An 11,799-nucleotide genomic window follows, 5' to 3' on the forward strand; every position below is an offset into this window, starting at 1 on the left:
ACCCATTGATAGGTAAAGCAATTGATCTCCACAGCTAACATCACGATGCAGTTCGGCGCCAAGCCGCTCTTCGAAAACGTTTCGGTCAAATTCAACGGCGGCAACCGCTACGGTCTGATCGGCGCCAACGGTTGCGGCAAGTCGACCTTCATGAAAATCCTCGGTGGCGATCTCGAGCCGTCCGGCGGTCAGGTCATGCTCGAGCCGAACGTACGCCTGGGTAAATTGCGTCAGGATCAGTTTGCCTACGAAGAATTCACCGTGATCGACACCGTGATCATGGGTCACGAAGAGTTGTGGATGGTCAAGGCCGAACGCGATCGTATCTACTCGCTGCCGGAAATGAGCGAAGAAGACGGCATGGCCGTGGCCGAGCTGGAAACCGAGTTCGCCGAGATGGACGGCTACACCGCCGAATCCCGTGCCGGTGAACTGCTGCTGGGTCTGGGTATTCCACTGGAACAGCATTTCGGCCCGATGTCTGAAGTGGCGCCAGGCTGGAAGCTGCGGGTCTTGCTGGCTCAGGCACTGTTCTCCGATCCGGAAGTGCTGTTGCTCGACGAACCGACCAACCACCTGGACATCAACACCATTCGCTGGCTGGAATCGATTCTCACCGTGCGTAACAGCACCATGATCATCATTTCCCACGACCGTCACTTCCTTAACAGCGTGTGCACGCACATGGCTGACCTGGACTACGGCGAACTGCGTCTGTTCCCGGGCAACTATGACGAGTACATGACGGCCGCGACCCAGTCCCGCGAGCAACTGCTGTCGGACAACGCCAAGAAGAAAGCGCAGATTGCCGAACTTCAGACGTTCGTCAGCCGCTTCTCGGCCAACGCCTCGAAAGCCAAACAGGCCACTTCCCGCGCCAAGCAGATCGACAAGATCCAGCTGGCCGAGGTCAAGCCTTCGAGCCGTGTCAGCCCGTTCATCCGTTTCGAACAGACTAAAAAGCTGCACCGCCAGGCCGTGACCATCGAGCAGATGTCCAAAGGCTTCGACGGCAAGACCCTGTTCAAGAACTTCAGCTTCACCGTAGAAGCCGGCGAGCGCGTGGCGATCATCGGCCCGAACGGTATTGGCAAGACCACGCTGTTGCGCACCCTGATGGGCGAGCTGACGCCCGACGCCGGTTCTGTGAAATGGACCGAGAGCGCGGAGCTGGGCTACTACGCTCAGGATCACGCCCACGACTTCGAAGACGATGTCAGCCTGTTCGACTGGATGGGTCAGTGGACGCAGGGCGAGCAAGTGATTCGTGGCACCCTGGGTCGCATGCTGTTCTCCAACGACGAGATTCTCAAGTCGGTCAAGGTCATCTCCGGCGGTGAGCAAGGTCGTATGCTGTTCGGCAAGTTGATCCTGCAAAAGCCGAACGTGCTGGTGATGGACGAACCGACCAACCACCTGGACATGGAATCGATCGAGGCGCTGAACCTGGCGCTGGAAAACTACCCGGGTACGCTGATCTTCGTCAGCCACGACCGTGAGTTCGTATCGTCTCTGGCCACGCGCATCATCGAGCTGAGCCCGAACGGCGTGACTGACTTCAGCGGCACTTACGATGACTACCTGCGTAGTCAGGGTGTGGTGTTCTAAAGATAGCGGCGAGCTTCCCGCTCCAAGCTTCAAGCGAAAGCCCTGTCGGTGTGACAGGGCTTTTTGCATTTCAAGGGATCGTGATTTTGTGCTGCGAAGCCCTTCGCGAGCAGGCTCGCTCCCACGGTAATCGCGTTCCAAATGTGGGAGCGAGCCAGCTCGCGAAGAACCCCTCAAAAACACCACCGGCTCCAAGTAAATTAGTTAGCCTGCTTCCTTTTATTTCAGCACCCAGCCATGATGCCGACTCTCCCACCGCCGCCCGCGAACGAGTCCACATGCCTGCGCAGCAACAGCCTTTGCAAAGCTCCCTGGCGATCACCCTGCAGATCGTCTCCATCGTTTTCTATACCTTTATCGCCTTCCTGTGCATCGGCCTGCCGATTGCAGTGTTACCCGGCTATGTCCACGAGCAACTCGGGTTCAGCGCGATCGTTGCCGGACTGGTCATCGGCTCGCAATATCTGGCGACTTTGCTCAGTCGACCGATGGCCGGGCGCATGTCGGACACGCTGGGCACCAAACGGGCGATTGTGTATGGCTTGTCGGGGATTGTGCTCAGCGGCCTGTTGACGCTGATTTCGACGCTGCTGCAGGATTTCCCGGTGCCGAGCCTGATTATCCTGATCATCGGTCGGCTGCTGCTCGGCATTGCACAGGGTTTGATCGGCGTCGGCACCATCAGCTGGTGCATGGGCCAGGTCGGCGTGGAGCACACGGCAAGGTCGATCGGCTGGAACGGCATTGCCTCCTACGGCGCGATTGCGATTGGCGCGCCGCTGGGCGTGGTGATGGTTGCCGACTACGGCTTTACCAGCCTGGGCATTGCCCTTTCGGTACTGGCGGCGGCCGCTCTGGTGATCATCCGTAATAAACCCTCGGTACCGGTGGTGCGCGGCGAACGGCTGCCTTTTTGGGCGGTATTCGGGCGCATCGCACCGTATGGGGCCAGTTTGAGTCTGGCGTCGATCGGTTACGGCACGCTGACCACCTTCATCACCCTTTATTACCTCAACCGTGGCTGGAGCGGCGCCGCGTATTGCCTGACGGTATTCGGCGTGTGCTTCATCCTGTCGCGGCTGCTGTTCATTTCGGCGATCAGCCGTTTTGGCGGGTTCAATTCGGCCATCGCCTGCATGAGCATCGAAACCGTCGGCCTGGTGCTGCTGTGGCTGGCACCGTCGACCGCGTTCGCCTTGATTGGCGCGGGGCTGGCCGGGTTTGGCCTGTCGCTGGTGTATCCGGCGCTGGGGGTCGAGGCGATCAAGCAGGTGCCCAGTTCCAGCCGTGGCTCGGGGCTGGGGGCTTATGCGGTGTTCTTTGATCTGGCACTGGCGATTGCCGGGCCGTTGATGGGCGCGGTGGCGTTGAACCTGGGATATGCGTGGATTTTCTTCAGTGCGGCGCTGTTGTCGGTGCTCGGGTTGGGGTTGACCTTGTTGCTCAAGCGCCGGGCGTTGAGCTGAAAAACGAAATCAAAAGATCGTCCGATCGCGGCCCGAGCCTTCGGCAGCGCCTACAAAAATCTACTGTAGGAGCTGCCGAAGGCTGCGATCTTTTGATCTTTGATCTTTATTGATCCGCGGTCTGCATCCCCGCCCGGCTCGGCCTGCCCAGCGTGCGCGAGAAAAACTGTCCGGCTTCGGAAATCAGGTTGCGGTGGATGTCTTCGCGATCCACGCCGTCAGCGTCGGTGCACAGCGCCGGCATGGCGCGGATCTGCTCTTCGTTGCACGGCGCCATGAACACAAAGTGCCCTGCCCCGGCCAGCAATTTGAAGTCCGGCGCGGTCGGCAGTTTGCGCGCCAGCGCCGCGGCGTTTTTGTCGAAGGCCACCAGTTTGTCGCCATCGCCGCTGTACAGCAGCACCGGCACATGCACGTCCGCGAGGGTGTGACGACCAAATTTGAGGCTCAGCGGCGCCATCAGCAACAGCGCATGCACGCGCGGATCAGCCACCGGTTGCAAGTCATCACGATCGACGATCAGTTCGCCCTGAGTGTTGCAGGCGTCACGGTCGTCCGGGCGCTCCTGACAGTACCGGCGCAGGCGATCCAGATCCGGCTGCGCGCCAGAGAGAATCAACGCGGTTTCGCCACCGGCCGAATAGCCGATCACCCCGACCTGATCGGCGTTGACGAACGGCGAGAGCATCGGGTCGCCAAGGGTGGCGGTGATCGCTTCGGAAATCTGGATTGGCCGCCCATACAGATTGCTCAGGGTACCGAGGCGGCTGTGGTCTTTGGAGTTGTCGCCGGGATGAATCACCGCGACCACCACAAAGCCCTTGCGTGCCAGCGAGGTGGCAAGGTCATGCAGCGCCAGCGGCGTGCCAGTGTTGCCGTGGGACAGCATCAACATCGGGAAGCGGCCGATGGCAACCTTGGTGTCGGCGCCCGCCTCGACGGTGTAACCCTCAAGCAGGCTGCTGTGTTCGCGGTCGCTGGAGGGATAGAAGGCGATGGCGCGCATCGGTTGCAGATCCAGCGGATCGAGAAACGTCATCTCGTGGTAACCGACACTCCAGACAGGGTGTCGCCCGGGCGCGGCATGCACTGAACCGAGGCTGCCAAGCAGGCAAATCAGTAACGTTGCACAAAGACGCATCATCGGATGGCCCACCCTGTGTTACTCAATCGAAAGATCCTTTGTGTTCCGACACGCCCGTAACCCTGAGGTTCGGTGATCCGGCGTAGCGTTGCACTCAGACGTTGATCGTTTGACTGCATAACCCGGGCCAGATTATGCAACAGTCTGAAACAAAAAACTCCGCACCTGGCCCTTGCAGAACCAGAATACAGAGTTTTTTGAGGCGCTACCTGAACGGCAGCTGGTCTTTACGCAATGCTTACGCAGCGGCGAACAGTTGCTCGGCGATCTTCGCCTGAGCGGCGCTCATTGCGTTGTTGCGCACTTCATCACCGTAGGCCAGACCTTCGGCACGGACGATTTCGATGTCGGTGATGCCGAGGAAACCCAGAACCAGCTTCAAATATTCTTCGTGGGCGATGCCGCTCGCCTGACCGGCATGGATGCCACCGGCGGTGGAGACGATCACCACTTTCTTGCCACCGCACAGGCCTTCCGGACCCGCTTCGGTGTAACGGAACGTCTGGCCGGCAACGGCGACGCGGTCGATCCAGGCCTTGAGCTGGGTCGGCACGGTGAAGTTGTACATCGGCGCGGCGATGACGATGGCGTCGGCCGCGATGAATTCGGCCAGGGTCGAAGCGCTCAATTCGGCTTCGTGCTGTTGCGCGGCGTCGCGCAGTTCAGCGGTGGTACCGGCAGCCACCAGAGTGGTCGACGAGAAGTGGCTGATGGCGTCGGCGGCCAGGTCGCGGTAGGTCACCACGGCCGCAGGTTCTGCGGCTTGCCAGGCTTTGACGACCTGGCTGCTCAGCTGACGGGAAGCGGAGTTGTCGCCCAGAATGCTCGAATCGATGTGCAGCAGTTTCATGTGGAATCTCCTGGAAAGAATCGCCGGCGGCGACGGAATGGAGACAATCCTACGGAAGAAACCAATAGCTGATTAGCCGCCGACAATGCGATAGTTCGTCCCACTGATAGAACGGTGGGCTTTTCATGCAGGACCTCAACGATCTGTACTATTTCGCCAAGGTGGTCGAGGCCGGTGGCTTTGCGGCAGCCGGCCGCTTACTGGGCATTCCCAAGTCGCGGTTGTCGCGGCGCATTGCCGAGCTCGAAGAACGCCTGGGCGCACGCCTGCTTCAGCGCACCACGCGCCAGTTGAATCTGACCGCTGTCGGCGAACGCTATCTGCGCCACTGTCAGGCGATGTTGCTGGAAGCGGAGATGGCCGACGAAGCCGTTGCCAGCATGTCCAGTGAGCCGCGCGGGCGCTTGCGGGTATCGTGTCCGACCGGGCTGGCGCGAGAAATGTTGCCATGGGTAATCAGCGAATTTCTGGGCAAATTCCCCCAGGTGCAGCTGGAGGTGGTGCTGCTCAACCGCCGCGTGGATCTGGTCGCCGAGGGCTTCGACGTGGCGCTGCGCGTACGTGAACTCGGCGATGAGGATCCATTGCTGGTCACCCGCCGTCTGCGGCAGGCGCAAATGGTGGTGGTGGCCAGCCCGGCCTTTGTCGAAGGCAAGACCATTGCCCACCCGCAGGATCTGAAAAACCTGCCGGTACTTGGCGCGCTGGAAGCCGACCGCATGGTCCACGTGCGTTTGCTTGATCAGCAAGGCAATAGCGTCGAGCTGAATATGGAAGCGCGCCTGGGCATCGATGACTTTATCGTGCGCAAAGCCTGCGTACTCGCCGGTCAGGGCTTTACCCTGTTGCCGATGATGTATTGCGAAGCCGATCTTGAAAGCGGCGCGCTGGTGCAACTGTTGCCCGAGTGGTCGTTGCCCGGCGGCTGGTTGCAGGCGGTGTATCCGCACCGGCGCGGGGTGATGCCGGCGGTGCGGGCGTGGATCGACCATCTGGTCGAATCGTTCAATGCGTGCGGGGAGCGGCTGTTATGAGCAAGGGAAAGATGAACGAAGCGGATGTCGCCGCCTTTTGCCTGGCCTTGCCGGGCGCGCGGGAGGATTACAAATGGGGCGGCGTGCGGGTGTTCTCGATTGCCGGCAACAAGATGTTTGCCTTGCAGGGGCTGCGCGGGGATTCACTGGCATTCAAGGTCGACAAGGATCTGTTTCTCGGCCATTGCGACCGCCCGGGTATTCACCCGGCGCCTTATCTGGCGCGGGCACAGTGGATCATCATGCACCCGCCCTACCCGCTGGGCGCCGAGGAACTGCAGGGATTGCTGACGCGTTCGCATCAGTTGGTGGTGGGCAAATTGCCCAAAAAAACTCAAATCGGATTACTGCTCTGAACCCGATCCCTGTAGGAGCTGCCGAAGGCTCGGGCCGCGTTCGGACGATCTTTTGACTTTGATCTTTGAAAAAGCAAGATCAAAAGATCGCAGCCTGCGGCAGCTCCTACAGGGGGATTTGCGGTGATTCAGAAGAGTGACAGCAGGTTCGAACCCAGAAACAACTGGTCGATCCAGAACACCTGATGCAGCGCCACAATCACCCAGAACAGAATCTGGAACGACACCTTGCGCGTCTTGTGCCGGAACACCTGCTGGGCAATCAGCGCACCGGGCCAGCCGCCGGCCAGTTCCAGCGCATGCAGGATGTTCTCCGGCGTGCGCCAGGCATCGGCGCGGGCCTTGCGCTTGTCTGCCCAGTACATGAAAAACGCCAGCACACTGACAACCCCATAAGCCGTCAACGGCACCAACGAGATGCCGCGCAGCCACATCGACAGCGAGCCGAACAGCGGCAGCGCGCAGACGATCAGCAGCACTGCCAGTTTCAGTTTCAGATGCTGAATGCCGCCGCCGGACGGGCGTCCATCCGGGCGGCGTGCGCGGGAATCACTCATGGTTTGGCCGCCGACCAGTCCACCCAGCCGAACTGCCAGGTCGCCAGAATCACCAGACCGAAGACGATCCGGTACCAGGCGAACGCCGCGTAGCTGTGGCTGGCGATAAACTTGAGCAGACCGCGCACGGCAATCATGGCGAAGATAAACGCCGTGATGAAGCCGATGGCGAATACCGGGAAATCCGCCGGCACGAACAGGTGGCGATACTTGTAACCGGAGTACACCGCCGCACCGACCATGGTCGGCATTGCCAGGAAGAACGAGAACTCGGTCGCGGTCTTGCGCGACAGTCCAAACAGCAGACCACCGATAATCGTCGAACCGGAACGCGAGGTGCCGGGAATCATCGCCAGGCACTGGGCGAACCCGACCTTCAGCGCGTCTTTCCAAGTGATCTCGTCCACGCTTTCGGCGTGCACTTCATGCTGGCGGCGCTCTGCCCACAACATGATCACGCCGCCCACCACCAGTGCGGTCGCGACGGTGATCGGGTTGAACAGGTACTGGTGAATCAGGTCGGCAAAAATCACCCCCAACACCACCGCCGGCAGAAACGCGATCAGCAGGTTGGCCGTAAAACGTCGCGCGCTCGGCTGGGTCGGCAAGCCAATCACCACATCGAGAATCTTGCGACGAAACTCCCAGACCACCGCGAGGATCGCGCCGAGCTGAATAATGATGTTGAACGCCATGGCCCGTTCGCCGCCGAAGTCGAGCAAGTCGGCAACAATGATCTGGTGTCCGGTACTGGAAATGGGCAAAAACTCCGTCAGCCCCTCTACAACTCCAAGAATCAGTGCCTGCAAGGCGATCCAAAGATCCATCAGTCCCCCAAAGAGCGATGCACGCTGGCATGCCCCGATAATATTTTTACGTTCACTGCGATCAGCGTAGCTGTTTATTGCTGTACCGATTCCGCGCGCACAGCATCCACACGAAACGGTCAAAATTCCGTGAAATATCAACTTGGATTCAGGTTTTCGCGCGCGGGGCCGAAATCCTAACAGACAAGCCTTAATAGTGCTGCGGCGTTATACGACTTGGGTCGCGTATGCCCGACCACTCAAACGTGGTTGGATGCTGGCGTTGATTTATTACAAGAAAAATAAATCGGAGTGGCAGCGTTATGAACAGCTTGCGCAGTGTGTCGATCAGCCGACGCTTGTGGCTCATTTTGATTGTGGCCGTGGTCATGTTGTTGACCTTGGGTGTGTTGATGCTCAAGCAGATCCACGATGACCTCTACCACGCCAAGGCGCAGAAAACCCAGCACGTGGTGCAGACCGCGAGCGGCTTGCTGAGCTACTACCACGACCTGGAAACCGCCGGCACCCTCACCCGCGACGCCGCACAGAAGCAGGCACTGACCGCCATTCGCGGACTGCGCTACGACCAGAGCGACTACTTCTGGATCAACGACCTCACCCCCGTGATGGTCATGCACCCGACCAACCCCAAACTCGAAGGCCAGAACCTCTCGGCGATCCGCGATCCGGACGGTTTTGCGGTATTCAACGAGATGGTCGCGATCGCCAAAAGCAAAGGCGCGGGCATGGTCGATTACCGCTGGCCGAAGCCCGGCGCCAGCGAACCGGTCGCGAAAACGTCCTATGTAAAACTGTTCGAGCCGTGGGGCTGGATCCTTGGTTCCGGCGTTTACGTCGATGATGTGCAGAGCGAGTTTCGCGGTCAGTTGATCAAGGCCTCGGTAATCGGCCTGGCGATTGCGCTGATCATGGCCCTGCTGGTGATCTTGATTGCCCGCAGCATCGTGCGTCCGTTGCAGGAAACCGTGAACGCCATGGCCAACATCGCCAGCGGCGAAAGTGACCTGACGCGCAGCCTCGATACCCACGGCCAAGACGAAGTCACACAACTGGCGCATCACTTCAACGCCTTCACCGCCAAGTTGCGACGGGTCATCGGTGACCTGCAGATCTCGGCCAGCGCCCTGGGCCAATCGTCCAGCGAACTGGGCAACGATGCGACCCAGGCCCAGCAGCGCAGCCAGCAGCAATCGCAGCAGATGGAGCTGGTGGCGACCGCGATCAACGAAGTCACCTACGGCGTGCAGGATGTGGCGAAGAATGCCGAGCATGCTGCCGCTGAAATGCGCGATGCCGAAGCCCAGGCGCAGCAGGGCCAGATCAACATCGACGGCAGCCTGCAACAGATCGACAGACTGTCCGGCACCATTGACCAGGCGGTCGAAGTGATCCGCACCCTCGCCGCCGAAAGCACGCAGATCGGCAGTGTGCTGGAGGTGATCCGCTCGATTGCCGAGCAGACCAACTTGCTGGCCCTCAACGCGGCCATCGAAGCGGCCCGTGCCGGTGAACAGGGCCGGGGCTTTGCGGTGGTGGCCGATGAAGTGCGGCTGCTGGCGCAGCGCACGCAAAAGTCGACGGCGGAAATCCAGACCATGATCGAGCGCCTGCAGAACCATTCCGAAGCGGCCGTGAAGGTCATCGGTGACAGCAGCAAGGCCTCGCAACTGACCATCGAGCAGGCAGGACTGGCCGGCGCGAGCCTGAATGCCATCGGCCAGGCGCTGCGTAATCTCAACGGTCTGAACGCGTCGATTGCCAGCGCCACGCTGCAACAGGCGCATGTGGTCGAGGACATCAACCAGAACGTCACACAGGCGGCCGGCCTGTCTCACAGCACTGCGCTGGCGGCGGAGCAGTCAAGTGCGGCGAGCGTGAAGTTGGGGCAGCTGAGCGAGCAGTTGAATCAGCTTCTGCGCCAGTTCCGCGTCTGACCCCTCAACCTTGTGGGAGCGAGCCTGCTCGCGAAGGCGTAATGTCAGTCAACATCTGCATTATTGACATACCGCTTTCGCGAGCAGGCTCGCTCCCACAGGTTTTTGGGTACAATCCGCTCCCTCCTCAACTCCCTCAAGGAACCCCCATGTCCGGGCTTGAACTGTTTGCCGCCACCCTCGGTGTGATTGCCGTGTGGCTGACGGTCAAACAGAATCCATGGTGCTGGCCGATCGGCCTGGTCATGGTGTTGCTGTACAGCTGGATTTTCTATGACGTGAAGCTGTACTCGGACATGTTGCTGCAAGTGATCTACGCCGCGCTGCAAGTCTACGGCTGGTGGCAATGGACCCGCGCCGGGACAATGCATGACGGACGCGACGTCACGCGTCTGGATCGGCGCTCGATCCTGTTCGGCCTGAGTGTCGGCGCACTGGGCAGCCTGCTGCTGGGCGCGGCCATGGCGCACTGGACCGACGCCGCACAACCGTGGCTTGATGCCGCACTGACCGCGTTCAGCCTCGTCGCGCAATTGTGGATGGCGCAGAAACGCCTGCAATGCTGGGCGTTGTGGTTCGTGCTGGATGTGATTTTCGTCGGCCTGTTTCTTTACAAGGGCTTGTACCTTACCGCCGCGCTGTATGCCCTGTTCACCCTGATTGCGGTGCAAGGCTGGCGGGAATGGCGCGCCGATCCGGCGTTGCAGCGATGAAGGTGGTTGTCCTCACCGGCCCGGAGTCCACCGGCAAGAGCTGGCTGGCCGCTGGCCTTCAGGAGCGCTTCGGCGGCCTGCGGGTGGACGAATACGTGCGCTGGTTCATCGAGCAAAACCCTCGTGATACCTGCCTGGACGACATCCCCGCTATCGCTCGCGGGCAGTTGCAGTGGGAAGATCAGGCGCGGACGCAGCAACCGCAGTTGCTGATTCTCGACACCCATTTGCTGAGCAACATCCTGTGGAGCCAGACCCTGTTCGGCGACTGCCCGACATGGCTGGAGCCCCAGCTGCTGGCGCGGCATTACGACTTGCACCTGCTGTTGTCACCGGAGCAGATCGACTGGACCGACGACGGCCAACGTTGCCAGCCACAACTGAGCGCACGCCTGGCGTTCTTTCAGGCCACCCGCGACTGGCTGGAACAGCACAAGCAGCCGTTGCAGATCATTCAGGGCGATTGGGATCAACGCCGCGTTCAGGCCTTTGAAGCCGTCGCCCGGTTATTGGCTGATGGATCCATCGAATAGCTCCATTCAGGACGAAAGTGTCCATTCCTGAAACACCTCCCTGCGCGCAAAGCGGCCAGTTCAGTGGCCTTCATCATTTTGTCAGGACATCTGTTTCGCCAGTGAAACAGTCCCCGGCAAACCCTTGTCCCAGAGCTTTGCGCCGCCATGCAACCCGTGGGCGTCTGCACGACTGTTTCAGCGTTGAAACAGCTTTTGTATCAACCCTGCGCGGCCCATCGCCAACCCGTTGAAAATCAACAACAACTCAAAAGCGGCACAGCTTTCGCTCTCTCCTTCCCAACGCTGACAAGAGCCAGCCCACTGAAGAAGGAATTGCCGCCGTGGGGAATTTCAATAAAGGCCTGACCTGCCTTCTGCTGATTGGATCAGCCGCCAGCACTTTCATCAGTTTCAACGTTCAGGCCGAAGGCAATGGCGTGATCGTTCTCAACCGCGATGTCCAGCCCATTCCAATCGGACGCAGCGGTGGCAAAGACCCCTATCCCACCACGGTCAATGCCAACCCTTCCGATCGAATCCATCAAGCGATGACCAGCACCGAACTCAGTGACGGTGAGTTCGCCAGTGTCGCCAGTGGCGCTTCGATCCGCAGCAACATGATCACGCCGAACTCGGACATGCCCGGCATGAATGTGCTCACCAACCCCAACGGCCTGCCAGGCATGAGTGCCGGTCATGGTGGCGGCGGTGGCGGCACGATCTCCAACACGATCAATCGCTCATTGGGTACCGGTCTGGCACCGCTGACCCGCATGGCTGGAGGTCAATGAG

12 protein-coding genes are annotated in these 11,799 nt (G+C 60.2%); 8 read left to right on the forward strand and 4 right to left on the reverse strand.

The annotated features are described in order from the left end of the window. The first annotated feature begins 21 nt into the window (after positions 1-21). Together ACYZUM_RS11460 and ACYZUM_RS11465 are read left to right on the forward strand one after the other, a co-directional pair. On the forward strand, positions 22-1,608 hold the full coding sequence (locus ACYZUM_RS11460; RefSeq protein ID WP_108182800.1) for an ABC-F family ATPase: 1,587 nt from the start codon (positions 22-24) through the stop codon (positions 1,606-1,608). A gap of 278 nt (positions 1,609-1,886) precedes the next feature. Next, entirely contained in the window at positions 1,887-3,074 is a 1,188-nt protein-coding gene (locus ACYZUM_RS11465; protein ID WP_108182801.1) for an MFS transporter, read from the forward strand. A gap of 106 nt (positions 3,075-3,180) precedes the next feature. Here the strand turns inward: ACYZUM_RS11465 and ACYZUM_RS11470 are convergent, their stop codons facing one another. Next, positions 3,181-4,218: an alpha/beta hydrolase family protein gene (locus ACYZUM_RS11470; protein WP_041064406.1), complete on the reverse strand. Its 1,038-nt coding sequence runs from the start codon at positions 4,216-4,218 to the stop codon at positions 3,181-3,183. A gap of 238 nt (positions 4,219-4,456) precedes the next feature. Further along, on the reverse strand, positions 4,457-5,068 hold the full coding sequence (locus ACYZUM_RS11475) for an FMN-dependent NADH-azoreductase (protein ID WP_108182802.1): 612 nt from the start codon (positions 5,066-5,068) through the stop codon (positions 4,457-4,459). Between the two features lie 125 nt (positions 5,069-5,193). On the opposite strand from ACYZUM_RS11475, the gene ACYZUM_RS11480 reads away from it, so the two are divergent. Further along, a complete protein-coding gene (locus tag ACYZUM_RS11480; RefSeq protein ID WP_047294719.1) occupies positions 5,194-6,102 on the forward strand; it encodes a LysR substrate-binding domain-containing protein in 909 nt (302 codons plus the stop codon). After that, positions 6,099-6,458: an MmcQ/YjbR family DNA-binding protein gene (locus tag ACYZUM_RS11485; RefSeq protein ID WP_041064415.1), complete on the forward strand. Its 360-nt coding sequence runs from the start codon at positions 6,099-6,101 to the stop codon at positions 6,456-6,458. The genes ACYZUM_RS11480 and ACYZUM_RS11485 overlap by 4 nt, the downstream gene beginning before the upstream one ends. A 128-nt stretch (positions 6,459-6,586) precedes the next feature. On the opposite strand, the gene ACYZUM_RS11490 is transcribed toward ACYZUM_RS11485, so the two are convergent. Together ACYZUM_RS11490 and ACYZUM_RS11495 are read right to left on the reverse strand one after the other, a co-directional pair. After that, positions 6,587-7,015 (reverse strand): DUF1294 domain-containing protein, encoded by a 429-nt coding sequence (locus tag ACYZUM_RS11490; protein WP_041064418.1) that lies wholly within the window; start codon positions 7,013-7,015, stop codon positions 6,587-6,589. Continuing rightward, a complete protein-coding gene (locus tag ACYZUM_RS11495) occupies positions 7,012-7,842 on the reverse strand; it encodes an undecaprenyl-diphosphate phosphatase (RefSeq protein WP_041064421.1) in 831 nt (276 codons plus the stop codon). The genes ACYZUM_RS11490 and ACYZUM_RS11495 overlap by 4 nt, the downstream gene beginning before the upstream one ends. Before the next feature lie 302 nt (positions 7,843-8,144). Between ACYZUM_RS11495 and ACYZUM_RS11500 the strand changes: the two genes are divergently transcribed. The 4 genes from ACYZUM_RS11500 (at position 8,145) to ACYZUM_RS11515 (ending at position 11,798) form a co-directional block, all read left to right on the forward strand. Next, positions 8,145-9,779, forward strand: a complete 1,635-nt coding sequence (locus ACYZUM_RS11500; RefSeq protein WP_108182803.1) for a methyl-accepting chemotaxis protein — start codon at positions 8,145-8,147, stop codon at positions 9,777-9,779. A 149-nt stretch (positions 9,780-9,928) separates the two neighbouring features. After that, the gene (gene pnuC / locus ACYZUM_RS11505; protein ID WP_108182804.1) at positions 9,929-10,492 is read left to right on the forward strand and encodes a nicotinamide riboside transporter PnuC; all 564 of its coding nucleotides are present in this window, start codon (positions 9,929-9,931) and stop codon (positions 10,490-10,492) included. Further along, positions 10,489-11,025 (forward strand): AAA family ATPase, encoded by a 537-nt coding sequence (locus tag ACYZUM_RS11510; RefSeq protein ID WP_108182805.1) that lies wholly within the window; start codon positions 10,489-10,491, stop codon positions 11,023-11,025. The genes pnuC and ACYZUM_RS11510 overlap by 4 nt, the downstream gene beginning before the upstream one ends. A 323-nt stretch (positions 11,026-11,348) precedes the next feature. Beyond that, the gene (locus tag ACYZUM_RS11515) at positions 11,349-11,798 is read left to right on the forward strand and encodes a hypothetical protein (protein WP_108182806.1); all 450 of its coding nucleotides are present in this window, start codon (positions 11,349-11,351) and stop codon (positions 11,796-11,798) included. Position 11,799: the final 1 nt, after the last annotated feature.

This window comes from Pseudomonas sp. m6p (genome assembly GCF_055760375.1).

Excerpts from the sequence above, each read along its gene's own strand:
- ACYZUM_RS11465 (WP_108182801.1), top strand. The coding sequence starts at position 1,887 with ATGCCTGCGCAGCAACAGCCTTTGCAAAGCTCCCTGGCGATCACCCTG.
- ACYZUM_RS11470 (WP_041064406.1), bottom strand. The coding sequence starts at position 4,218 with ATGATGCGTCTTTGTGCAACGTTACTGATTTGCCTGCTTGGCAGCCTC.
- ACYZUM_RS11475 (WP_108182802.1), bottom strand. The coding sequence starts at position 5,068 with ATGAAACTGCTGCACATCGATTCGAGCATTCTGGGCGACAACTCCGCT.
- ACYZUM_RS11480 (WP_047294719.1), top strand. The coding sequence starts at position 5,194 with ATGCAGGACCTCAACGATCTGTACTATTTCGCCAAGGTGGTCGAGGCC.
- ACYZUM_RS11485 (WP_041064415.1), top strand. The coding sequence starts at position 6,099 with ATGAGCAAGGGAAAGATGAACGAAGCGGATGTCGCCGCCTTTTGCCTG.
- ACYZUM_RS11490 (WP_041064418.1), bottom strand. The coding sequence starts at position 7,015 with ATGAGTGATTCCCGCGCACGCCGCCCGGATGGACGCCCGTCCGGCGGC.
- ACYZUM_RS11495 (WP_041064421.1), bottom strand. The coding sequence starts at position 7,842 with ATGGATCTTTGGATCGCCTTGCAGGCACTGATTCTTGGAGTTGTAGAG.
- ACYZUM_RS11500 (WP_108182803.1), top strand. The coding sequence starts at position 8,145 with ATGAACAGCTTGCGCAGTGTGTCGATCAGCCGACGCTTGTGGCTCATT.
- pnuC (WP_108182804.1), top strand. The coding sequence starts at position 9,929 with ATGTCCGGGCTTGAACTGTTTGCCGCCACCCTCGGTGTGATTGCCGTG.
- ACYZUM_RS11510 (WP_108182805.1), top strand. The coding sequence starts at position 10,489 with ATGAAGGTGGTTGTCCTCACCGGCCCGGAGTCCACCGGCAAGAGCTGG.